This is a genomic window from Aminobacterium sp. UBA4834, assembly GCF_002400205.1.
GTDB lineage: Bacteria > Synergistota > Synergistia > Synergistales > Aminobacteriaceae > Aminobacterium > Aminobacterium mobile.
The window spans coordinates 184,499-205,786 of the sequence record NZ_DHFC01000003.1; the positions used below are offsets into that span (position 1 = coordinate 184,499).

Genomic DNA, 21,288 nt, shown 5'->3' on the forward strand with positions numbered 1-21,288 from the left:
TGAGCTAAAGGAGATTGAGTCTTCTTCGTGTTTCTTCCGTAGGAATACCCTTTTCATCCCATCCTCTTAAGCGATAGTATTCAGGAAGCATTTCTGGAACCCTGCTCAACTTTCCTTTCCCAGGGCCTTCAGGAATAGGTTCTTTGAGAAGGCGGGGTGGCAATGTATCTTCTTTCCCGGGGTTAAGCCCTTCTCTGAGATTGAAAAGTCTTTCAAGGTTCCAAATTCGTTCGCCACAGGTCATGATTTCGTCAGCGGTGTAGTCAAATCCTGTTCCAGCTTTTAAAAATGCAGCATAATCTGCCGCGTCTAGAGCAAAAGATGTAAAGAGACACATTCCGGAAGAATCAATGGCAGCTGTAAGATCATGAAAAATTTTTCCCCACATGGGTTTTTGAGAGATATCGTCTGGATCAAGCTTTTCTGGCGCTCCGAGAATTTCTGGAGAAATAAGGTACCCTCTCACATGACATGCTCCCCGGTTGCTTACTGCGTATGTAAGACCAATCCCTTGAATACCACGGGCATCGTAAGCGGGCATTTCCTGCTTTTTTACAGTCATGGAGAGTTCAGGATGTCCGTACATGGTACAAAGACGCCAAGACCCCTGATTTAGTTTTTTGCCAAGCCCCTCCCCTTTCCCCATTTTCTCTGTCCAATACGTTATGGCTTCTTCATTCCCGAACAGAAGCTCTGGTCCCCCCTCAAGCTCCTCTTTTTTAATGAACTTTTTTTCGTAAAGCTCCATGGCCGCAGCTATAGTGACACCAGTGCCAATAGTGTCGAGCCCATATTCATTACAAATATAGCTAGCTCGAATAATAGGTTCAATAGACGCTATCCCGCAGCAAGCTCCAAAGGCGAAAATAGTCTCATATTCTGGCCCTTCCCCAGCCTTTCCTTTTACTTTTGTTATCCGTCCGCAGCCAATAGGACAACCGAAACAGTGGTAATTCGCCGTAAGATATTTCTCGGCGAGAGTTTCTCCAGACTGCTTATCTGCATCTTCCATATAAGATCCCTGCCAATTTCGGTGGGGATACGCTCCAGTCTGGTTGATTATATTGACTAGAATGGCAGTGCCATATGCAGGAAGTCCCTGGCTTGTTACTGGATGTTTCTTTAATTTCTCCAATCTTTCTTTCAAAACTGCTGAAAGTTCCTCGGATTGAGCTACGTAAGGTCGAGATGTACCTCGTACCGCTATTGCTTTCAGATTCTTAGACCCCATGACTGCTCCAACACCGCTTCGGCCGGCAGCTCTATTTTTCTCGTTCATGATAGATGCTAGAGGTGAAAGGATTTCCCCTGCTGGTCCGATGCAGAGTACTCTTGCCTTCGTGTCTTTTATCTCCTCTAAAATTCGGTCGGTAGTTTCATGGGTGTTAAGCCCCCAAAGATGACTGCTATCTCGTATTTCGACGTTCTGGTCATAAATATGGATATATACAGGATGATTTGCTTTCCCTTCAACTACGATCATAAACCAGCCAGCTTTTGCAAGTTCTGCTCCCCAATAGCCGCCAGAGTTACTTGATGCGATATAGCCTGTTAGAGGGCTTTTAGTGACCACCATATATCGTCCGGCAGCAGGTACTCCTCGGCCGGTTAAGGGGCCAGTCACAAATAAAAGGCGATTTTCAGGGCTGAGGGGATCTATGTTGGGAGGATTTTCATTGAAAAGAATTCTTGAACCGTATCCACGTCCGCCTATATATGCGCGAAGAAGCTTTTCATCCACCGGTTCTTTCGATATCTTGTGAGAAGACAGATCTATTCGCAAAATGGTGCCCATGCGGCTCCCCATTTACAATCCCTCCTTCTCTCTTCTCTTTAGTTTCTCTCCTCTCTTATAATCTTTTCTCTACTCTCTCTCCTCTTCCTTTGCGATATTTACAATTCTATTTTCCCCGATATAGATTCCCCCCCTTTTTTTTAAAGTAGGTGGCACATATAGGTTGTTCTCTTCCCAATATCGTTCAAGAATTTCGAGACGGGATGAAAGTGTATCTCCTAGTTCTTGAGCGATACTGAGTATAATGCAATTCAAAACGCTTATTGGCGCAGCAAAGGAATCAATAAATGAAATAGGTGTATAAGGTATGGTTACAACATGAAGGGCATATGTAGCTAAAGGGCTTGTATATTCGTCAGTTATAGCTACAGTCTGTAGGTTATTTCCACGAGCGTAGCGAAGGACCTTAAGGGTCCATGTGGAATACCGTGGAAAACTGATACCAGTCACAACGCTCTCTGGGGGAGCATTCACCAAGAGCTCGTAAGGCATATCAAGGGGCATTAATTTGATGTTTGGGAGGATCCATGATAGGTAAAAGGAAAGGTAATAAGCAAGAGTATAGGAACTTCGATACCCTGCGATATAGATAGCAGGAGCTTGGGTAAAAAGAGCAGCTAAGTTGCGGATTACTTTCTCATCGAGACGAGATTGAACAAGTCTCATGGAGTTAATATCCTTTCCTATAGCGGTGTCGAAGAGACTCTTTTCTCCAGATGTCCGATACTTCTCCATACGTTCAAGGGTCGTAAGATGATCTATAAGCATGTGGCTGATTGCTTGATGCAGTTCTTGATAGCCAGATAACCCTAACGTATGAGCAAAACGTATTACAGTGGCCTCACTAACTCCTACCTGGGTCCCAAGTTGAGATGCTGTTAAAAAAGCAGCCTCTCGTGGCTTTTCCAAAATAAAGTAAGCTACTTTGCGTTGCCCTGGGGATAATTCATTTATTTTTGCTGCAATCTGCTCTCTCAACATATAAGATCTCCTTTGTAGAATCATTTCCGACAAAAAGAATTGTATAAACAGCATAAAAAGAAGTGAATCATTTGTCAATTAATGAAACTACGTCATCGATATTGAAAAAAAAGACCCCTTCAGGTATCATAAAAATATTCTAACATATTCTTATTTTTTAATTATTGTTTCTTGTTATTTAATAATGTACTGTTTTTAAAGGTAAATGCGTAAAGGGTAATTTAATATAAGTAATTTTAGTATGGCTTCCTGTGGAGTGAGCGAAGATGAAAGAGAGAGAGTGGGGAGGGGCGTTTACCGATGCGAACCCCCGGCAGATCGCTCTTCCGCTGGGAAATAATCCAGATGTGGAGAAAAGGGGAGCTCGAGTTTATAAACTCCCCGAAAAAGGCTTTTGTTCCCAAGAAGCACTTTTATATAAGTCGGTCTGCTTCGATAGTTTTTTTAACCATCCCGATATGTTATTGTGCCTTTTTGATGAGGAAGGCAGGGTTATTTTATGGAATAAGACTTTGGAACGAGTATCGGGGTACACATTTGAAGCTGTTCAGGGATCCCGTCGCTGGCTTTCCTTGTTGTATCCTAATATAGAGACGCGACAGAGGCTTCTTTCGTCTCTCCATGTTTTTGCAGACATGAAGGGCGCGTCTGTCTCTTTTGAGACAAAAATGCGGGGAAGGGATGGTGAGACGGCTACTGTTTTATGGAGTTGTACTACCGTTTCTTTTGCTTCAGGGCTATCAGGTATCCTTTGTTCAGGTGTAGATGTGACAGCTCGTTCAAATCGGGAAAGAAAACTTGCTGAGCGTCTTTCAACGCTGACGGAGCTTTTTAATACGATGGGAGATGCTGCTTTCTTTCATGAAATAGTAAATAAAAGTACACCGGGTCTTTTTTTGGAAGTGAATGAGGGAGCTTGTCGAATGCTAGGTTATAGTCGCGAGGAGTTGCTCTCCCTTTCCCCCTTGGCCATTGAGGGCGAGTTGAGACGAGAGGGAATAAACCATGTTATCTCTTCTCTATTCCAGAAAGGGCAGGTAGTATTCCAGACTCAACTGAGAAAAAAAGATGGGACCTTTATCCCTGTAGAGATATGTGCCCATCTTTTTTGCCTTCGAGGTAAACCTGCTATTCTTTCCATTGCTCGCGATAGCACAGAGAGGAAGCAGGCTGAGGAAGCTCTTCGCGATAGTGAAGCCTTTTCTAGACGTATTTTAGCTCAAAACCCCAACCCTATTTTTGTAGTTGGTCCCGACACGAGAATTCAATACGTTAATGAGGCCTTTGAACGTGTATTTGGTTACTCTTCAGAAGATGTTTTAGAGCGCCCAGCCCCTTATCCATGGTGGCGGAGCGACTATTGGCTAAACATGGGGGAGCTTCGGCTGGCAATACATGAAGGGATGACAAGAAAAGAAAAGCTCTCTATTCGTAAAGATGGGGAAGAAATATGGGGCGAGGTGACAGCTGTCCCTATTCGCGAAAGGGACGGGTGTTTAAAATATTGTGTTCTTAGCTGGAATGACATTACTGCCCGAAAAAAATTAGAAGAGCAGATACGGCTTAACCAACATCAGTTGCAGTTTTTAACATCGGAACTATATGTTGCAGAAGAACGAGAGCGCCGACGTATAGCGACAGATCTTCATGATGGAGTAGGACAAAATTTGGCCCTTATCAGAATAAAGTTAGAAATGCTGAGTAGCTATAACTCCTATTCTTCAAGTTCAAAAGAGATTTTTCAGGAAATCCTTGCTCTTTTAGATCGTTCCATCGTGGAAATGAGGACTCTTATTTTTGATTTGAGTCCCCCTATGCTCTACGAGTTGAGTTTCCATTCTGCGGTAGAGTGGCTTATAGAGAAAATGGGAGATGAGCACGGATTATGTATTGTCTTTAAAGATTTGTTAATGTCGGATGATATAGCTATGGACATTAAAATCTTCCTTTTCCGAGCTTTGCGGGAACTTTTAATGAATGTAGTGAAACATGCTCGAACATCTGAGGTGTCTGTATGCCTTTCTCGTTTTGACCGTTGGACTGTCGCTTTAGAAGTACGGGATAATGGCGTCGGCTTTGATCTCTCTTCTCTTCGAGAGTTAGGGAGAGATCCGAGTAACTTCGGGCTCTTGAATATCCAGGAACGAGTAAACTACATTGGAGGTTTTATGCAAATTGAATCGTCACCAGGGCAAGGAACGAATGTCACCCTTTTTGTTCCAGTAGAAAACGAAGAAGAAAGGGCCGGTGACTTTATTGAAAAAAGTGAAGATTCTGTTGGCTGATGACCATCAAATTCTTCGAGATGGTTTGCGAACTCTTTTAAACACCCAAAATGATATGGAAGTTGTAGGCGAGGCGGAAACAGGACGGCAAGCTATAGAAATGTCTGTTGCTCATTGTCCGGATGTGCTCGTTATGGATGTTATTATGCCAGAATTGAATGGAATTGAAGCTACATGCCGCCTCAAAAAAGAGCAGCCGGGAGTAAAAGTCTTAGCTCTTTCTATGCATGCCGATAGAAAGTTTGTGACGGAAATGCTGAGGGCAGGAGCTTCCGGATTTCTGCTAAAAGAATGTGCTTTTCGAGAACTGGCAGAGGCAATTCGGGCCATAGTCGCAGGGAAAGTATATTTGAGTCCGAGCATTTCAAAAGTTGTTGTGGAAGAGTACCTTGATTTTTTAAACGAGGATAAAGAATGCGTATCGTCTGGTCATGTTTTAAGTCTTCGAGAAAGAGAGGTTTTGCAACAAATCGCAGAAGGCAAAGGGAATCGAGATATAGCGAAGAGTCTTCTCGTAAGTGTAAAGACAGTAGAAACTCATAAATACAACATTATGCGTAAACTAGGCCTTCGATCTGTGGCAGAGCTGACAAAATATGCCATAAAGAGCGGCATTACCTCTATAGACTGACTTTAAAAAAGCTTTAAGTGTTTTCCTGATCCTTTTCTAAGTATTTCGCCCCCCTTTTTCCAGAAAAACAAAAAATTTTGTAAGGGAATCTCCTCCTTCTTCTCAGCCCTATCCTGATTTAATACTTTCCAAAAATTCAGTACCCTTAATGCGAGCTATCCGGCTCAAGCAATATCGCTAGAGAGGGGGTTATGACTATGCCCGCCGTATGCGGGTTTACCTGATAAGCATGAACTTTCTGGCGTTAAGGGAGAAATAAGGGGCACGAAAGAAATAGGGTATCTGCAGAAAAGGGAGGAAGAAAAGATGAAAAGATTGTTTCTTCTGTTTGCAGTAGCAGCCATGGTCGTTTTTGCGGCTGGTGCTGTGTTTGCCGAGGAAGCCCCCATGACCATGGAGGAGGCTGGTTTTTCACGTTGTAACCCCTCGGGATGTTCACCGTGGGATACGCTGAAAATCAATTGGAGAGTTATTCCCATTAACTGCCTGCAGATTCGGCAGGACGAGATCTGCATGGCCACCTACATCGGCTGCTGCGATGGATGGTGTGATGAGGAGTGCATTTGGTACGCCGTCGTTGCCACAGGTACTGATGAGAGAAAGATTGTTGGCAAGATCGACGTCAATATGCCCGAGCACGTAACACTGTGGGCAAAACTGAGAGCTCCTTATGGAACCAGTGCTGTTGGAACACCTAACTGGACCGAGCTTTCCACAGATTATGTGGATCTCGTGACCGGGATTTCCAAGATTTGCGGAGCTTGGGGCAAGGGCGGATTGAAACTTTGCGCCGGCGCTGATGCTCAGAAAGGCTCCGGAGTTAGAGTCCTAACCCTTCTCATTCAGGACGTATAAGAAGGAGAGAGGATATCTGCATAAGAGGTATCCGAGGGACGAGGGCGGCGTTCCATGAGGGCGCTGCCCTTTTTAGTCAAGGAGGAGACGAAAAATGAGTGGGACTACAGTAACATCGAGAATTGTTCTTCTCGTCTTTCTCGTAATTTTTTCTCCTTTGAGTGAGCGCTCGGAAGCGATGGAGCTCATCGCTTTAAGTGGCTGGTCGTCCCTCGTTATAGGGGCATCAGCTTCTAGTGGGCGAGGTTCGCGCGAGAGTGATCCTTCTATAGCCTCATTGGGTATTGTTAATGCTAAGGGGCAAGATGATATGTGGAATGTGGAGGTCAAGCTCATAGAAGGAGCTACATTGCCTGAGGGAATTCAAATATGGATTCGTCGGACAGGGAACGGTATGGGGGCTGGATGGATACGTGGCGGTACATCCTATCAACTTGTTGATCCTGCGGGGACGTTGTTTTTTACAGGAGCGGGAGATCGTAGTCATATAACAGTGCAGTTTAAGGTTTCCGGAATATCACCAGAAACACCGAAAGGGATTTATGCTCCACACATTGCTTTTACGGTGGTGGATTTATGATGAGAAAAATAATAATGAAAACCCTTTGTGTCTGTGTTATGGCCCTGTTAGCATTACCAAGTGGTGGAGGGCAGTGCTTTGCCAATATAGATATAGTGGGAGATCTTACCTATCGTTTCAATGTATCCCCCGGCCAGGAAGTGCGGGGACAAATAGCCATAAGAAATTATAGCAAAGAAGAATCTGTGCAGGTTTCTATTAATCAGAATGATTACCATTGTTATGCTGATGGACGGAACGAATATCCGTCCCCAGGGAGTCATAATCGATCCAATGCTCTTTGGATGGCTCTCAGTCCACGACAGCTTATTATTCCTCCAGATAGCATCGGTACTTTTGAATATGTTATTTGTACTCCCAAGGAAGAAAGTCTTCGTGGAACCTATTGGAGCCTCATTATAGTAGAGCCTATAGGACAGGAACGTTTACAGGTTCCGGATGGGTCAAAGGAAGATATGGCTTACAACGTTACTACCGTTTTTAAATATGCCATTCAAATGATCACTGATGTAGGTACATCTGGAGTACAGGAAATTCAGTTTATAGATAAGAGATTAAGAACGGTAGAAGGCATGCCTGTTCTTGATCTTGATATTGAAAATACAGGGGAACGCGTTATTCGCCCTGTTGTATGGGCAGAACTATACGATCAACAGGGGAATCAGGCGGGAAAATTTGAAGGTGGACGGCGATGGATTTATCCTGGTTCCTCATGTCGGTTTGAAATTCCTCTCAAAGGGATTAAGCCTGGGGATTATAAGGTTTTGCTTGTAGCGGATGGTGGAGAAGACGAAGCTTTTGGTGCTCAGTATGCCCTGGTCGTAAAATAGGGGGGGTGGGCATGATGAGAGGCAGAGAGCAAAGACTGGCAATAGGCATAGTTTGTTTGCTGCTTTGCCTATTCTCCAGTTTCGCATGGGCTCAAGGAAAGGGATATGGCGTAGAGGTTAGGGCCCGTTCCCCTTTGCAAATTAGTACAAAGCCAGGGCGCATTATTAGCGTGAGTGTTCTTATCACAAGTTTTCAGACTAGAGAAGAGACGTTTATTGAAGAAATTAAACTTCCTGAGGGCTGGCAACCTTTAGTGCCGCCAGGGCGCTTTTCCATTCCGGCACGTGGCAGCATATCTCGTGTTGTGGCCTTCCAGGTCCCAGCTTCTACAAAAGCGAATGACTACGATGTTATTTATTCTGTAAAAAATCGCCGAGATTACGGCGTCTATGATGAAGAAATTTTTACAGTCTCTGTTTTAACTGTAGAAGGTCTTGACCTTATTCTCGTTAGAAAGCCTGTTGCCATTATTGCAGGGCAGAGTTACGAGGTGGACCTTCAAGTTTTAAATAAGGCAAATACATCTCGGGAGATCCATATAGATTTACCCGATCGCGACCCTCGCTTCCCCGCAACTGTTACTCCCACAGATGTGGCTCTCGAAGCAGGAGAGAGTGCAAATTTAAAATTAAAGGGGAAAATTTTTGCCGAAAGTACATCTCGTTTCCATTTTGTGGAAGTGCGGGCTACTACAACTGGTGATAAAGGGCCAGAATCAGCAGTTCTAACAGTAGATCTTGATGTTATCCCAAAGGGTGGCGGAGAGTTGGATATTTTCCATGTCTTGCCAACAGAACTTGCTTTCAGCGTTATGGGCAATTCGGGAGGAGATGGAGCCAATATCGAATGGAGCGGGTACGGGTATCTCGATGAAGAACGTACCAAGGGTGTAGATTTCCTTTTCAGGGGCCCTGATACAGATGACAAAGGACTTTATGGTGACGTAGAAGAGTATTGGCTCACCTATTTTACCGATACATTTTCTCTTTTTCTCGGAGATCAGGGGTATCCCCTCTCTCGCCTGACCTCGTCCTCTTCCTATGGTAGAGGCATAGGTTTTTCATATGAACCGGAAAGGCTTGGCTTAGGCGGTGGAGGTCACTACATGAAGAGCCGCTGGGGGTACCCTGATAAGAAAGAGTTCGGGTTCTACATAAGTCAGAAGATGCAAGAGAATCTTGAGATACGTTTGAATATGCTTCAGAAAAGGCGAGATGCTTATAAAAATAAACCTTCTACAGAAGACAAGCTGTGGAGCGTGAGCGCCGAGTATCGACCATGGGAGCATACGCTTCTCGAATTGGAGTATGGATTCTGCGATACCGATAGGGAGAGAGCGCTTGATGATGATGAAGCATATCGTATTTATTTGAGAGGCCGCATGGGTAAAAATATGCCCTACTCCATTACAAGAGTGAGGGCGGGTACCGACTATTGGGGGTACTATCACGATTACGACTATACAAGTGCCTCTCTTGGGTTTCCTTTAAGCGATCGCTTGCAATGGAATGTGTCGTGGTACGAATATAAAAACAATCTAAATATGCGTAGCGAAAATAATACAACACAGATTATTGAAGAGCTGTTCCAAACCTATATGGACTATGAACTTTCAGATGGTTGGTATATTTCATTGGGATATGATGATTTTTCTATGAAAGACAACCTTCTTCCCGCAGAATATGATTTTTATGAAAAATCTTGGTGGGTGCGAGTGGGGAGAAATATGGAGAAGTACAGCTATTCGGTAGAGGCTCGTTACGCCGATCAGGATGATCTCCTGAGAGGAGAGAGCACCCACGCATGGAATTACAATGTTTCATTAAGTTATCAGTTAACTCCAGATTTATATGTCTCTCTGTATGGAGGCTTTGGTGATAATAGGGTGCTTGAAGATAGTTATCTTTTAAGAGCATCGACAAACAGAGGGATAAGTATTATATGGGATGCAACTCCCAGTTTAAGGCTTTCGTGCTGGTATACTCGCTATTCTTATGATGATAATGATTTTGTAGACAACAGTGAGCAATACGAATTCATGGCGGAGCAGACTTTCGCTGATGAAAGCATTCTACGTTTCCGAATTCAACGTAACGACAACAGTGGAGAAATGGAGACTTCATACTCCATTATGTACGTTATTCCTCTCGATATAAAAATGGCTAAGAAGAAAAATGTGGGTGTTCTGCAGGGCCTCATTTATGAAAACGTAGGAGATGAAAAAAGAGGAGTTCCTAACGTTGTTCTGGCCATCGAAGAGCAGACCGCGGTTACTGATGTCAAAGGAGTGTTTCTTTTCCCGTCGTTAACGCCAGGCCCCTACCTTTTGAAGATAGATCGAGCTTCTCTCGGTGGTAGCCGAGTTCCAGATGTGAAGACCCCGATTATAGTGGAGATAGCGGGGTATGGAGAGATTACTTCTATGGATATAGGAATAACTGATGGAGCAACGCTCAATGGTGCTGTAGTCCTTGTAGATCCTGAAGCTGGGAAAGATGGAACGGCCACGCTAGAAGGAGAAAAAGGATACCTCGTAGGGGATACTCTCGGCAACGATGGGGCATTACAGGCAGGGGGGCTTCAAAGTGTCTTGGTAGAAATGAAGAATGGCGAAGAGGTTCATCGAAGACTTACAGATGAGTGGGGGAAATTCTTGTTCGAAGGGTTACGCCCAGGGAAGTGGACTTTAAAGATTTACGATATAAATATTCCTTCATCTTATCATCTAGAACAAACAGAGCAGGTTTTCGAGTTTAAGCCGGGGGAAGTGGGAAGCTTTGAAGCCAAGGTTCTCCCAAGAAAGAGAACCATTCGTTTTCTTGAAGAAGGCAAGATTGTAATGGGCCGGGAAGGAAAGTGAGGTGAAGATGATGGTCTGGAGAATGTTTACTTTGGGGTTTATTGCTGCCTTCCTTCTCGCTTGTGGCCCTGTGGAAGGAGTAGATCGAACTGTGGCTACAATACAAATTTCTATAGAAGTTCCAGAGGAAAATGCCATCTCTATTCTTCAGAATCCTCTCTCGCTTAACAGCTATATTGGTAATGAAGGCGAGACGTCTCCGCTAACTTATATTGTTACAGCTACAGGAACTACCCCACGGAAAATTGTTGGTCAGATAGAAGGGATTCTCCCTGAAGGGGTACAGCTTTTTCTGAAACTTGATGCCCCTGTTCGAGGACAATCTGCAGGCTTTGTGGAACTTGGAGCACAGGAAGTAGAGCTTCTTTCGGGAATTTGGGGGATATATGGGGTACAAGGGAATGGAGTTGTCCTTCTTAAGGCAGGAAATGAAGCGGCCCGGAATTTGGGACAGATTCGAATTCGTCTCTCGGTCCGGGAAACGTAAAGGAGGGCTTATAAACATGGGGGATCTATATTCTCTGCGAAAGGAGCGAGATTATCTTTCTCGAGAATCCACAAGGAAGAACATGGATCAAAGAGAATGGGAAATTCGCTACCTGAAAGTCCTTGAAGATATTTATCGTGAAGAACAGAAGCTCCGAGGTCGAGGACACTGCTTGGATAAAAAAAGAATCCATAGTGAAGACCGACCCTATCCAGAATAAAAGAACGACTAGAGGCTTCCTTTACAGCATATGCATATAAAAGGAAGCCTCGCCTCACCTCATTTCTGTTGTAAAATAAACAGTATATTCGTAGGTCGTAATGAGGTGATGCTTATGATGCTTCGATGGAAAATCGCAAGCATGTTTTTTGCGTGTTTTTTAGGTCTTATATTCGTTGGGCCTCTTCGTGGGGATGAGAAAATCCATGTAGCTGTTTCCATTCCACCACAAGCCTATTTTGTTCAGCAAATAGCTGGCGAGCATGCTGTTGTTCAGGTACTTATCCGTCCTGGAAACGATCCGCATACCTACGAGCCGCGCCCTTCTCAAATGAAGCTTTTATCTGACGGTGCTATTTATTTTGCGGTAGGTCTTCCCTTTGAAGAAGCGTTGCTTCCGCGGCTTCAGTCATTGAGCTCCTCTCTGCGAATAGTAAAAACACAAAAGGACATAGAGCGACTTGTTGGAAGTGACCATCATAGCGGTCATGATCATGAGCTTGTGGATCCGCATATTTGGTTATCTCCATCCCTCGTAAAGATTCAGGCAGCAGCGATACGAGATGGTTTTGTTGCCTTGGACCCTGCCCATACATCAGAGTATAATCGCAACTATAGCATTTTCTGTTCCCAAATAGACCAGTTAGATCAATTAATTCGAGGAGAATTTCAGGGAAAAACAAAGAATAAATTTGTTGTTGTTCATCCTTCCTGGGCTTATTTTGCTCGAGAATACGACCTGGAACAGATTGCTATGGAAATAGAAGGCAAAGAGCCGAAAGCGGCAGATCTCGCCGCTCTTATTCAGAAAATGAAAGAAGAAGGACTCTCTACTATTTTTGTTTCTCCTCAGTTCTCTAAAAAGATAGCGGAAAGTCTTGCTCGTGAGGTTGGGGCTTCTATTGTTGTTATAGACCCTCTACCTATCAATTGGGCGGAAGGAATGCTACACACAGCTCAAGTTATAGGGGAAAGTTTACGATGAGTGACAATAATTATGTGATTTCTTTTAAGAACGTTTCTTTTCATTACGAAAATGGTGACAAGGTTTTGGATAACGTGTCTTTTCTTGTGCCACGAGGTGAGTTCCTAGTTATTATTGGCCCTAATGGCGGAGGAAAAACAACCTTGCTTAAGTTAATTCTTGGCCTTGTAAAGCCTACGTATGGAGAAATACAGGTTTTAGGGAGAACGCCTGGCCACTCCACGGGATGCGTTGGGTATGTCCCTCAAGATACCGGCCGTAGCCGAGATTTTCCTATAAGTGTTCTTGATGTAGTGTTAATGGGGCGTCTCGGGGGAGGCAGAAAGGGATTTCTTTTCTCTCAGGAAGATCATGAAATTGCTATGGAAGCTCTCGCTCGCTTAGGTATGGCAGATCAGAGTTGTGCCAAAATGGGAGAATTATCTCAAGGGCAACGCCAAAGAGTTTTTATTGCACGAGCTCTCGCTTCTCGACCCCAGATTCTTTTAATGGATGAACCAATGGCGAGCATTGACCCAGAAGCGAGAGGTGTTCTCTATGAAGAATTGGCTTCTCTGGCTGGGAGTCTCACTATTTTAGTGGTAAGTCATGACCTATCTGTTATAGCCAGTGGTGCTACGGCAGTGGCTTGTGTTTGTAGCGATGTGTATTACCACAATGCTGGTGAGATTACAGAAGAAATGTTGGCTATGGAATATGGAGGACAGTGTCCGGTAGAGCTCGTTGCTCATGGCGTTCCTCATCGTGTGCTCGCTCGCCACGACCATGCTTCAAAGGAGCTCTCTTCTCATGATTGATATGTTACAGTTTGAATTTATGAAAAACGCTTTTGGGGCGGCTCTTCTTGCCAGCGTACTTTGCGGTATGATGGGAACTCTTGTTGTTGTTCGTCGCCAGGTTATTATTGCTGGAGGGGTTGCTCACGCTGCGTACGGCGGTGTGGGCCTTGCTTTTTTTCTAGGCATATCACCTCGCTTGGGAGCTATTGGCTTTTCTCTTGTCATGGCCCTTATAATGGCATGGGTTACCCTCCATAAGCCCTCTCGATCCGACTCGATTATCGGTGTCCTTTGGGCTGTCGGTATGGCTGCAGGGGTTATCTTTATAGATATAACACCTGGATACGGCTCTGATCTTATGAGCTATTTGTTTGGAAGCATTTTGACGGTATCACGAGGTGATTTATGGTCTATGGGTAGTCTGGTTGCCATTTCTCTTCTCTTAGGTATTCCTTTTCACCGAGAAATTCTCGCCTTCGCCTATGAGCCGGAGTTCGCAAAGACTCGAGGAGTGCCTGTGGTTCTTTTGCACTTCGTTACAATTATCCTTATTTCCGTAGCTGTTGTTCTCTTAATTCGGGTGGTTGGGCTTATCCTCGTTATAGCTCTTTTGACGATTCCCCCCTCTATAGCGGAACAGTGGGCTCATTCCCTCTTTTCTATGATGGGCATTGCTTTTGTCTTGAGCCTGCTCTTTTCTACGATAGGGTTATGGCTCTCTTTCCGTTTCAATGTAACAGCAGGCGCTGTGATTATATGCGTAGCAGCTGTCGGGTATGTCTTGGCATTTCTTATTTCCCCCATAGCCCGCGGAAGCCTCCGGAAATGAGGAGAGATAGATCTAATAGAAAACCTGTGAGAGGCCCTTTCGGGGAGAAAGCAAGGTATTGAGGAACCCAGATAGGGCGATATTTATCTTTATATTGTCTTATCCCTTGAAAGTTATAAAAATGTTCTCCATGACGGTAGATTAGATGACCAAGCCGATTCCAAAGAGGGGCTAAACGATGATCTCTGAGCCCTGAAAGCGGAGCCATGCCCAAGTCGAACCATTTAAAACCGTTGTCTTTCCCAAAAAGAATGAGTTTTAAAAACAGGTAATCCATAAGTCCTGGAGATGTATCGGGTCTGTACCGCATTAAGTCTATAGAAAGCGTTTTCTTGTTCGCACCTTCCCATACGTTGGCAAAAGCTATAATAGTATTGTCTTGAATTAAAACAGCTACCGGACAGGAAGCAATATAGGATTCGGAGAAAAAACCTAAGGAGAACCCTTTTTCTTTCGTGTTTTTTGTAGAAAGCCACCCATCAGACACCTCTTTTAATTGTGAAAGGATGGACGGTACATCCTGAGGCGGATAGATTTTGAAAATCACACCCTCCTTCTCTTTTTGCGAAATAGTATGTCTTTGACTTTTGAAATGGCTCCCCTCAAGGGAAAAGTCTTCCAGAGAAACGAGGGCTTTTTCCCCAATTTTAATAAGAGAAAAACCTAATTCGATATACGTATCTATAAATGTTTCTCCTACTTCATAAAAGGCTACCTGACCACCATATCTGTCGGCCATTTCTGTAAAGAGCCATATGAGTTCTTTACCGTCATCCACATCCCCTATAGGGTCTCCCATTGCGATCCAATGAGATTCTCGTACTTGGTACATTATCATGGCATTTTTGTTGGAGCTAAAAAGGAAATATTTATCCCCTGTCAATGCAAGAGCAGAAGAGGCTTCTGGAGAGAGGGAGACGAGCATACGGGCTAGAGAGAGATCTTCAGCAGTAAGCGTTGAGGGTTTTACATGGGCTGGTCGACTTAACCTCCAGAGGGAGAAACATAACGTTAGAATCGTTACCCCCAGAAACATTCTTAAGAACCGCGGGGCGTCTTTTTCAAAGGCTACCTGCCACCAAAGTTCATGACTATAAGGAACATGTCTGAAAGAAAATAACCCTAACCATACAATACTCGCCACTGCTGTAGTGATGAGAAGGAACCACGTAAAACTAAAGGGCTGTTCCATAAAACGGGATCGTCTATAAAAAATTTTTCTAGCAGGAGCAAGAGAGATGGCTACGATGAGAAGAACAATAGCCTCTTCATAGTCGGCACCTTTAAAGAGAGAGAATGCTACCCCACTGATAAGGAGCAATACAACACCAGTATGGGCTTCTCGTAATCGCAACGCTAACCCTCTTGAGAGGAAGAGCAAAAAAAGGCCAGTAATGCTTCCCAAGAAATGAGAGGTTTCAAGGAGTGCAAGAGGGAAAATTTTCTTTAAAAAAAGGAGTCGATTTTCTATACCAGGGGTAGCTCCTGATGCCAAAAGAATGAGACCGCTTATAAAAGTCAGGATAGAAAATATAATGGGTATTGAAGGACTGACGGCAGAAAAAATAGAGGTTGCCATGGGTTTCCCTTTTAATAGTACTGATGCTTCTAAAAACATAAGGCTAAAAGTTGCGATAAGGAGAGGAAGAATATAGTAAATAAGTCGGTATATCAAGAGAGCCCCCATGAGGGTAGGAGATGAATAATGAGGCGACAGGAGTACAAGAAAAAGGGAATCAAAGACGCCTAACCCGCCAGGAACCTGGCTCATCCCTCCTGATAACTCACATATGACAAAAAGTCCGAGAAAAGATAGATAGTTCATATCTGGAGAGGAAGGAAGAAGAAGGAACAGAACTAAAGACGCGGAGAGCCAGTCAAAAGTGGCTAAAACAAGTTGGCTGCTTAGAAGACGTGTTGAAGGAAATTTTATAGTATGACCTGCCAATGTGATAGTCTTCCCCCAAAAACTTAAAAGAAATATCCCGGAAAGAAGAGAGAGGCAAAGTATCCCTACAGTACGAGCACTCCAATGTATTCCCAATGTAACAAAAAGAGTTGGTGGTTCCAGGAGGAACGCTCCCCCACCAAGAGCTAACGCTCCAATCCAAAAACTCATGCCGCAAAAAGCGGTGATTTGCCCGACATCGAAAAGAGAGAGTCCTAAAGGTGAATAAAGGCGGTAACGGATGGATCCGCTTGAGAACATGGAAAAACCCACATTGTAACTAATAGCATAGCTTAAAAAGGAGGCAAAAATTGTTTTCCCATAAGGAATCCGTCTCCCGATATGAAGCAAAGCAAGCAAATCGTTTCCAGTAAGAAGAAGATAGCTGACAATAGAACAGAAAAAGGAGAGCAGAATTCGTTGCGAAGGGATGGCCGTAATGGCTCTGCGAATATCGAAATAAGAAAAATGACCTAACTCTCTGTGGATAACCCAAAGTGCAGATGTAAAAAGAGCGAAACTCAAAAAAAGAGTTATATGTTTCTTTTTTAGGCCCATTTTTCGAACCCCTTTCTGCTATGGATCTTCAATAATTTTATAGCAGAAAAAGAAAACAGGGGCAGGCAGAATATCTTTTTTGCCCGCCCCTGTAATTTGTCTGTAGAAGTTTATTTATGTTTCTTAAGCCAGTTTATAGCCATGGTTGACATGACAGCAGAGCCAATCCACAGCACGTCCTCATCTACTGCGAAGCGCGAGTTATGGTGAGGGTAAATCTGTCCTTTTTCCTCATTGCAACTCGGGTGGAAAAAGAAAGTGCCAGGAACTTCTTCAAGGAAGAAGGCAATGTCTTCTCCTCCCATAGAGGGATTTTTGATCTCTTTTACGTGCGCCTCTCCAAGAACAGCTACGGCAGCCTGACGAAGTTCCTCTGTTACGTCAGGGTCGTTTACAACAGGAGAAGGCCCTTCCCAACCATATCGGAATTCAATCTCTCCTCGCATCCCCTGAGCGACTGTTTGGGCAATAGTTTCAATCCGGTCTGCTAAAACTTTCCGGGTGTCGTTGGTAAGAGCTCTTACAGTTCCACTAATACGGCATTCTCCAGGAATAATATTAAAAGCGGAGCCGGCATGAATTTCCCCAATAGAGATAACGGCTGGTTCTACAGGATTCATCTCGCGACTTACGATTGTCTGAAGTTCAGTTACGATATGACAAGCAATGCTGATTGGGTCGATAGAACCATGAGGATACGCACCGTGACTTCCTTTCCCCTTCACTACAATCTCAAATCGATCCATGCATGCCATAAAGCTTCCTGAACGATATCCAATATCGCCTGGTTTAAGATCTTCATTCCAAAGAGAACCGGTATGAAGAGCTACTATAACGTCAGGACGTGGGTCCTCTAAAGCGCCATCATCTATCATGCGTTTGGCGCCACCATACCCTACTTTACAACCTTCTTCTCCTGGCTGAAAAATAAACTTTACAGATCCTTCCAAATGATCTTTGTTATCAGCAAGGATTTTCGCGGCTCCAAGGGCCATAGCTGTATGTACGTCGTGACCGCAAGCGTGCATGCACCCGTTCTTAGAAGCAAAGGGAAGGCCTGTTTCTTCCTTTATGGGAAGACCGTCGCAATCAGCGCGAAGGGCGAATACTTTTCCTGGCTTGCTCCCTTTAAGTACGGCAACAACTCCATGTCCTGCAACTCCCTTTCTGTAGGGAATGCCCATTTCATCCAGACAAGCACAGATATATGCTTCGGTCTGAACAGTATCCATCTCTGTTTCGGGGATTTGATGCAGGTCTCGTCTCCAAGCTACAACCTGTTCCTGCAACGCCAATGCTTCTTTCTTTGTTGTTTCCAAGAGTGACTCCCCCTCTTATCCTGTGTGATGTGATCTGAAATGTAAAATTTAATGTAAAAGCCCTTTCTTATAGAGCAAGCGCCCAAAGCCGATAGTGCCAAAAACAGAACCAATGATAACAATCCATGACTCCGCTAAAAAAGATAGGCCGATAGCGGGCCCTCCAATGAACAGGAGCAAGGGGATACCTAGTCCGGCTGCTGCAAGGGCTGGATATTTTAATGTAAATTGGCCAAAAACTGCACCAAAAATAGCCGCTACAGTGTACTGCTTAAAAGCAATAGCTATAGGTTCCGGGAAGATAGCAAGCAATGTTGCTCCAGCTACCGCCGCTAATGTAGTGAAAAAAAGGTTCGTTACCACTGAGCCAGTGAGACCAAGGGTTGAAACAATTTCAGCTTCTTGTGTCCCTGGCTTGACGCCGACAACTTCCTGTGCGACGGCGGAGCAAGGGACGCGGAGATTTCCCATGTTACCTGTGAGGAAGGTAATATAGGTACCTGTAAGACCCAATATAGGGTAATAAGACACCAACTCCACTATGTAAAATGCCCCAAAAATGGTAGCAATCATAGCCCAGGCTTTAAGTGCTACGGAGAGAGGCGGAAAAGCCCCAAACCGAAGGAATAAATATACGTTAGGTAAAAAACACATCAGCATAGGAACTATGATAGTTATAACTCCTATCTTTACAGCTGGCTTTTTCCATATTTTGTCGAATTCTTCATGACTGACCATAATAGAGCCTCCTTTAGCTAGACGAGAATAACAGCTACAGCCATTCCTATGAGCATGGCGATACCAAGGGTATATTCACGGAGCCAAGTAAGTTTTTTTGCTAAATGCATCATAAGAACCATGCCGAGCACCCCTCCGATAGCAGCATAGAGGGGGCCACCGCCACCAGCCAGGCCAGACTGAAGTTCTCGAAGTCCAGAAACTATATTTCGAGAATTGAGAAATCCAAAACACCCTAACATAGCGCCACCAGACATAATAGCAAGCCATACAGGATCTCCGCCCCCCATTTTCTCTCGCATACCCTCTAGCTTATGAGTGAAGAGAGCGGCACAGATAAGCCAACCTGTACCATTAATGGTCATGGTCCACCACGATGTGGCCAAAGCGGTTAAGTCGTAATCTGCCGACCCAAACTTAACGCCAAGCGCTTCGGCTCCAATAGTAGCCGCTGTTAACTCAGTGGGAGCGGCTCCGATAATGGAAAGCCGCAGCCATGTAATAGGCCCGCCAACAACAGACATCATACCTACCATAACAATAAAAATAGCTATGGACGGCCCAATGGCAGAAATAGCGCCAGCTCGAAGGCCGCGGACGCATTTTTCGCGGGGAAATCCAATCTGATCTGCAGCTCTGAAAGAAAGGCGGATATACAAAAGAGATTGTATTAGAACGATGACTATGATAGCAATAGCAATGCCCCAAATGAGCCAACTATTTGCTATTTGAAGAACAGCCTCTGGCATAACAAAAACACCTCCACAGTATTCCAACGAAAACAGCGTTTTTTGCATATTCGTTTGTGTGCGCGCTCACACGAAACAAAACATAGTCGCAACTTTCACAAGAAATTGTATCTGTAATGGAGGCAATAAACATCGTCCCTCAAAAACAATATACGTTTCAAGTTTATGTTCCTAAGGGACGATTCCGTTTCTTTTTTAGTTTTTATAGAAACCAAAAGACAATTATTTATCTAGATATTTGTCCATGAGATACAATTTTAATGAAAGAGCCACATTGAGGCGATCTTCACTATCATTCGTATTGAGGTCTATGAGCTCGCAAATTTTTCTGTAACGATATTTCAATGTGTTGTAATGGAGTGAAAGGTCTTGAGCTGCGGCTTTCAACTGCCAGTTGCAACGTACAATAGTCTCGAGGGTTTCAACGAGTTGATTCTTTTTCTTTTTGTCGTGCTCGATAAGTTTCCCTATATAGTCGTAATAGAAAGCCACGGCTTCTTTTGTGTTATAGAGGTTGCCGAGAAGCTTATAGACGCCAAGATCTCTCCAGAAAATAGTATGTCCGCCGCCACAGGTTGTTCGTATCATTTCCAGAGCTTTTTGCGCCTCTTCATAACTTTGGTGGCAAGCAAATATACTATCTTTTGTATTTCCTACACCAATAGTAACGGTAAAATGTGTTTTTTTCGAAACTTCTTCTTGGATTGACGTAAGCGTTCTTAATAGTTTCTTTTTAAACTCATCGTAGTCACGTAGAGATGATGGAATGATATAAGCTATGGAATCGCTCATCTCTGCGTAGGGAACGTTAGGAAAATCCTTTTTTGTGATAGAGGTAGAAATGTTGTAAATCCGCTGTTTTACCTCATCAAGAGTAGCTATTGCTTCGTCAATTTGCCGAGCTGTTTCAAACTGGTGTTTGTAGTTATCTATATCGACTACCATTACAGCCTGAGGCCCGCGTAAATCCCAATCGAAAAGTTGAGCACGATTCCAGACCTCCTTCTCAAAACGGACATTTTTTAAAAGGATGTCTTGGACAAATTCATCACGATATCGTTTCTCAGCTTCACTTTTAGCGATCCGTTTTTGAGTGCAAATTAAAATAGCTGTAATAGCATGAGAAATAGAGATGTCCCAACTTTTAGGAAGGGTCCCTAAGTCCTCTACATCGAAGAAAAGATACCCGTATGTTTTATCTCCAATAACTGCTTGTCGATTAGGGATCTCACGCACAAGTTGGGGTAAACTTGTTCTCCGGATACGGTCGACAAAGTCCTCAGATTGGGCACAGTAATAATTTTGTCCAAATACCGTATCGACAAAAGCTAAATCTACATGAATAAAGTACTGAAGGTTGTCGAGTATTTCGTCGATACTTTCTCCGTTCATAATAAGCTCGTAGAAAGATTGACTAACTTTCTCGGAGAAACGCAGCTCCTGAGCTTGTGCGTTTACTACATTAGAGAGTACCGGATTAATAATATCGCTAAAAGCAAAATCAATAGGTACATTAATAATGGGGAAACGAAGCTTGTTTGCTGCTTCTATTACTTCAGTTGGGAGAGTTTTCAAAAAGCGTTCCAACTTTATGCCAATGGCAGCCATTCCTCCCTTACTTAGATTCTCGATTACTTGCACCAGGGCTGTAGGATCATCTTTGAAAATATATCCAGAGGTAATGACAAATTCTCCTCCATGAACCCATCGCTCTATATCTGGAGCATCAAGAACAGTGACCGTAGATACAAGATTCGTATCAAGGCCACTTTCTCCAGCAACAATTTTCATTCGTCTCAACTCTGGGATTCGAAGCATTTGGCGTACAGTAATGGTCATGTATAAAAACTCCCTTCAAT

At 43.9% G+C, this 21,288-nt stretch carries 18 protein-coding genes; 11 read left to right on the forward strand and 7 right to left on the reverse strand.

The genetic code is table 11. The features are described 5' to 3' along the window. Nucleotides 1–4 precede the first annotated feature (4 nt). Together B3L97_RS01470 and B3L97_RS01475 are read right to left on the reverse strand one after the other, a co-directional pair. Nucleotides 5–1,807 carry an aldehyde ferredoxin oxidoreductase family protein gene (locus tag B3L97_RS01470; RefSeq protein ID WP_286933257.1) on the reverse strand — a complete coding sequence of 601 codons (1,803 nt, stop codon included), beginning with the start codon at nucleotides 1,805–1,807 and terminating at the stop codon, nucleotides 5–7. Nucleotides 1,808–1,864: 57 nt separating this feature from the next. Continuing rightward, a complete protein-coding gene (locus B3L97_RS01475; RefSeq protein ID WP_286933260.1) occupies nucleotides 1,865–2,776 on the reverse strand; it encodes a MurR/RpiR family transcriptional regulator in 912 nt (303 codons plus the stop codon). Nucleotides 2,777–3,042: 266 nt separating this feature from the next. Here B3L97_RS01475 and B3L97_RS01480 point away from each other — a divergent pair, with 266 nt between their 5' ends. The 11 genes from B3L97_RS01480 (at nucleotide 3,043) to B3L97_RS01530 (ending at nucleotide 14,117) form a co-directional block, all read left to right on the forward strand. After that, the gene (locus tag B3L97_RS01480; protein ID WP_286933261.1) at nucleotides 3,043–5,061 is read left to right on the forward strand and encodes a PAS domain-containing sensor histidine kinase; all 2,019 of its coding nucleotides are present in this window, start codon (nucleotides 3,043–3,045) and stop codon (nucleotides 5,059–5,061) included. Then, nucleotides 5,024–5,692, forward strand: coding sequence for a response regulator (locus B3L97_RS01485; protein WP_286933263.1), 669 nt, complete (start codon nucleotides 5,024–5,026; stop codon nucleotides 5,690–5,692). Before B3L97_RS01480 ends, B3L97_RS01485 begins: the two co-directional genes overlap by 38 nt. Nucleotides 5,693–5,998: 306 nt before the next feature. Next, nucleotides 5,999–6,547 carry a hypothetical protein gene (locus tag B3L97_RS01490; RefSeq protein ID WP_024821332.1) on the forward strand — a complete coding sequence of 183 codons (549 nt, stop codon included), beginning with the start codon at nucleotides 5,999–6,001 and terminating at the stop codon, nucleotides 6,545–6,547. A 94-nt stretch (nucleotides 6,548–6,641) separates the two neighbouring features. Next, a complete protein-coding gene (locus tag B3L97_RS01495; protein WP_024821333.1) occupies nucleotides 6,642–7,127 on the forward strand; it encodes a hypothetical protein in 486 nt (161 codons plus the stop codon). Beyond that, entirely contained in the window at nucleotides 7,124–7,957 is an 834-nt protein-coding gene (locus tag B3L97_RS01500; RefSeq protein WP_156923307.1) for a hypothetical protein, read from the forward strand. Before B3L97_RS01495 ends, B3L97_RS01500 begins: the two co-directional genes overlap by 4 nt. 11 nt (nucleotides 7,958–7,968) lie before the next feature. Then, on the forward strand, nucleotides 7,969–10,818 hold the full coding sequence (locus B3L97_RS01505; RefSeq protein WP_024821335.1) for a hypothetical protein: 2,850 nt from the start codon (nucleotides 7,969–7,971) through the stop codon (nucleotides 10,816–10,818). 1 nt (nucleotide 10,819) lies between these two features. Further along, a complete protein-coding gene (locus B3L97_RS01510) occupies nucleotides 10,820–11,305 on the forward strand; it encodes a hypothetical protein (protein ID WP_024821336.1) in 486 nt (161 codons plus the stop codon). Between the two features lie 16 nt (nucleotides 11,306–11,321). Continuing rightward, nucleotides 11,322–11,525: a hypothetical protein gene (locus B3L97_RS01515; protein ID WP_024821337.1), complete on the forward strand. Its 204-nt coding sequence runs from the start codon at nucleotides 11,322–11,324 to the stop codon at nucleotides 11,523–11,525. A gap of 114 nt (nucleotides 11,526–11,639) precedes the next feature. After that, complete coding sequence (locus B3L97_RS01520; RefSeq protein WP_024821338.1) at nucleotides 11,640–12,509, forward strand: metal ABC transporter solute-binding protein, Zn/Mn family; 870 nt, start codon at nucleotides 11,640–11,642, stop codon at nucleotides 12,507–12,509. Then, complete coding sequence (locus B3L97_RS01525; protein WP_024821339.1) at nucleotides 12,506–13,306, forward strand: metal ABC transporter ATP-binding protein; 801 nt, start codon at nucleotides 12,506–12,508, stop codon at nucleotides 13,304–13,306. The genes B3L97_RS01520 and B3L97_RS01525 overlap by 4 nt, the downstream gene beginning before the upstream one ends. After that, a complete protein-coding gene (locus B3L97_RS01530; RefSeq protein ID WP_024821340.1) occupies nucleotides 13,299–14,117 on the forward strand; it encodes a metal ABC transporter permease in 819 nt (272 codons plus the stop codon). The genes B3L97_RS01525 and B3L97_RS01530 overlap by 8 nt, the downstream gene beginning before the upstream one ends. On the opposite strand, the gene mprF is transcribed toward B3L97_RS01530, so the two are convergent. The 5 genes from mprF to B3L97_RS01555 form a co-directional block, all read right to left on the reverse strand. After that, entirely contained in the window at nucleotides 14,080–16,623 is a 2,544-nt protein-coding gene (mprF, locus tag B3L97_RS01535) for a bifunctional lysylphosphatidylglycerol flippase/synthetase MprF (protein WP_024821341.1), read from the reverse strand. The two genes, B3L97_RS01530 and mprF, sit on opposite strands and share 38 nt — an antisense overlap. 110 nt (nucleotides 16,624–16,733) lie before the next feature. Further along, nucleotides 16,734–17,942 carry a M20 metallopeptidase family protein gene (locus B3L97_RS01540; RefSeq protein WP_286846969.1) on the reverse strand — a complete coding sequence of 403 codons (1,209 nt, stop codon included), beginning with the start codon at nucleotides 17,940–17,942 and terminating at the stop codon, nucleotides 16,734–16,736. Nucleotides 17,943–17,990: 48 nt separating this feature from the next. Continuing rightward, entirely contained in the window at nucleotides 17,991–18,680 is a 690-nt protein-coding gene (locus B3L97_RS01545) for a hypothetical protein (protein WP_286846971.1), read from the reverse strand. A 17-nt stretch (nucleotides 18,681–18,697) separates the two neighbouring features. After that, nucleotides 18,698–19,429: a DUF5058 family protein gene (locus B3L97_RS01550; RefSeq protein WP_286933267.1), complete on the reverse strand. Its 732-nt coding sequence runs from the start codon at nucleotides 19,427–19,429 to the stop codon at nucleotides 18,698–18,700. Nucleotides 19,430–19,651: 222 nt separating this feature from the next. Next, nucleotides 19,652–21,268 (reverse strand): PucR family transcriptional regulator, encoded by a 1,617-nt coding sequence (locus B3L97_RS01555; protein WP_286933270.1) that lies wholly within the window; start codon nucleotides 21,266–21,268, stop codon nucleotides 19,652–19,654. Nucleotides 21,269–21,288 lie beyond the last annotated feature (20 nt).

Excerpts from the sequence above, each read along its gene's own strand:
- B3L97_RS01470 (WP_286933257.1), bottom strand. The coding sequence starts at position 1,807 with ATGGGGAGCCGCATGGGCACCATTTTGCGAATAGATCTGTCTTCTCAC.
- B3L97_RS01475 (WP_286933260.1), bottom strand. The coding sequence starts at position 2,776 with ATGTTGAGAGAGCAGATTGCAGCAAAAATAAATGAATTATCCCCAGGG.
- B3L97_RS01480 (WP_286933261.1), top strand. The coding sequence starts at position 3,043 with ATGAAAGAGAGAGAGTGGGGAGGGGCGTTTACCGATGCGAACCCCCGG.
- B3L97_RS01490 (WP_024821332.1), top strand. The coding sequence starts at position 5,999 with ATGAAAAGATTGTTTCTTCTGTTTGCAGTAGCAGCCATGGTCGTTTTT.
- B3L97_RS01495 (WP_024821333.1), top strand. The coding sequence starts at position 6,642 with ATGAGTGGGACTACAGTAACATCGAGAATTGTTCTTCTCGTCTTTCTC.
- B3L97_RS01500 (WP_156923307.1), top strand. The coding sequence starts at position 7,124 with ATGATGAGAAAAATAATAATGAAAACCCTTTGTGTCTGTGTTATGGCC.
- B3L97_RS01505 (WP_024821335.1), top strand. The coding sequence starts at position 7,969 with ATGATGAGAGGCAGAGAGCAAAGACTGGCAATAGGCATAGTTTGTTTG.
- B3L97_RS01515 (WP_024821337.1), top strand. The coding sequence starts at position 11,322 with ATGGGGGATCTATATTCTCTGCGAAAGGAGCGAGATTATCTTTCTCGA.
- B3L97_RS01520 (WP_024821338.1), top strand. The coding sequence starts at position 11,640 with ATGATGCTTCGATGGAAAATCGCAAGCATGTTTTTTGCGTGTTTTTTA.
- B3L97_RS01525 (WP_024821339.1), top strand. The coding sequence starts at position 12,506 with ATGAGTGACAATAATTATGTGATTTCTTTTAAGAACGTTTCTTTTCAT.
- B3L97_RS01530 (WP_024821340.1), top strand. The coding sequence starts at position 13,299 with ATGATTGATATGTTACAGTTTGAATTTATGAAAAACGCTTTTGGGGCG.
- mprF (WP_024821341.1), bottom strand. The coding sequence starts at position 16,623 with ATGGGCCTAAAAAAGAAACATATAACTCTTTTTTTGAGTTTCGCTCTT.
- B3L97_RS01545 (WP_286846971.1), bottom strand. The coding sequence starts at position 18,680 with ATGGTCAGTCATGAAGAATTCGACAAAATATGGAAAAAGCCAGCTGTA.
- B3L97_RS01550 (WP_286933267.1), bottom strand. The coding sequence starts at position 19,429 with ATGCCAGAGGCTGTTCTTCAAATAGCAAATAGTTGGCTCATTTGGGGC.
- B3L97_RS01555 (WP_286933270.1), bottom strand. The coding sequence starts at position 21,268 with ATGACCATTACTGTACGCCAAATGCTTCGAATCCCAGAGTTGAGACGA.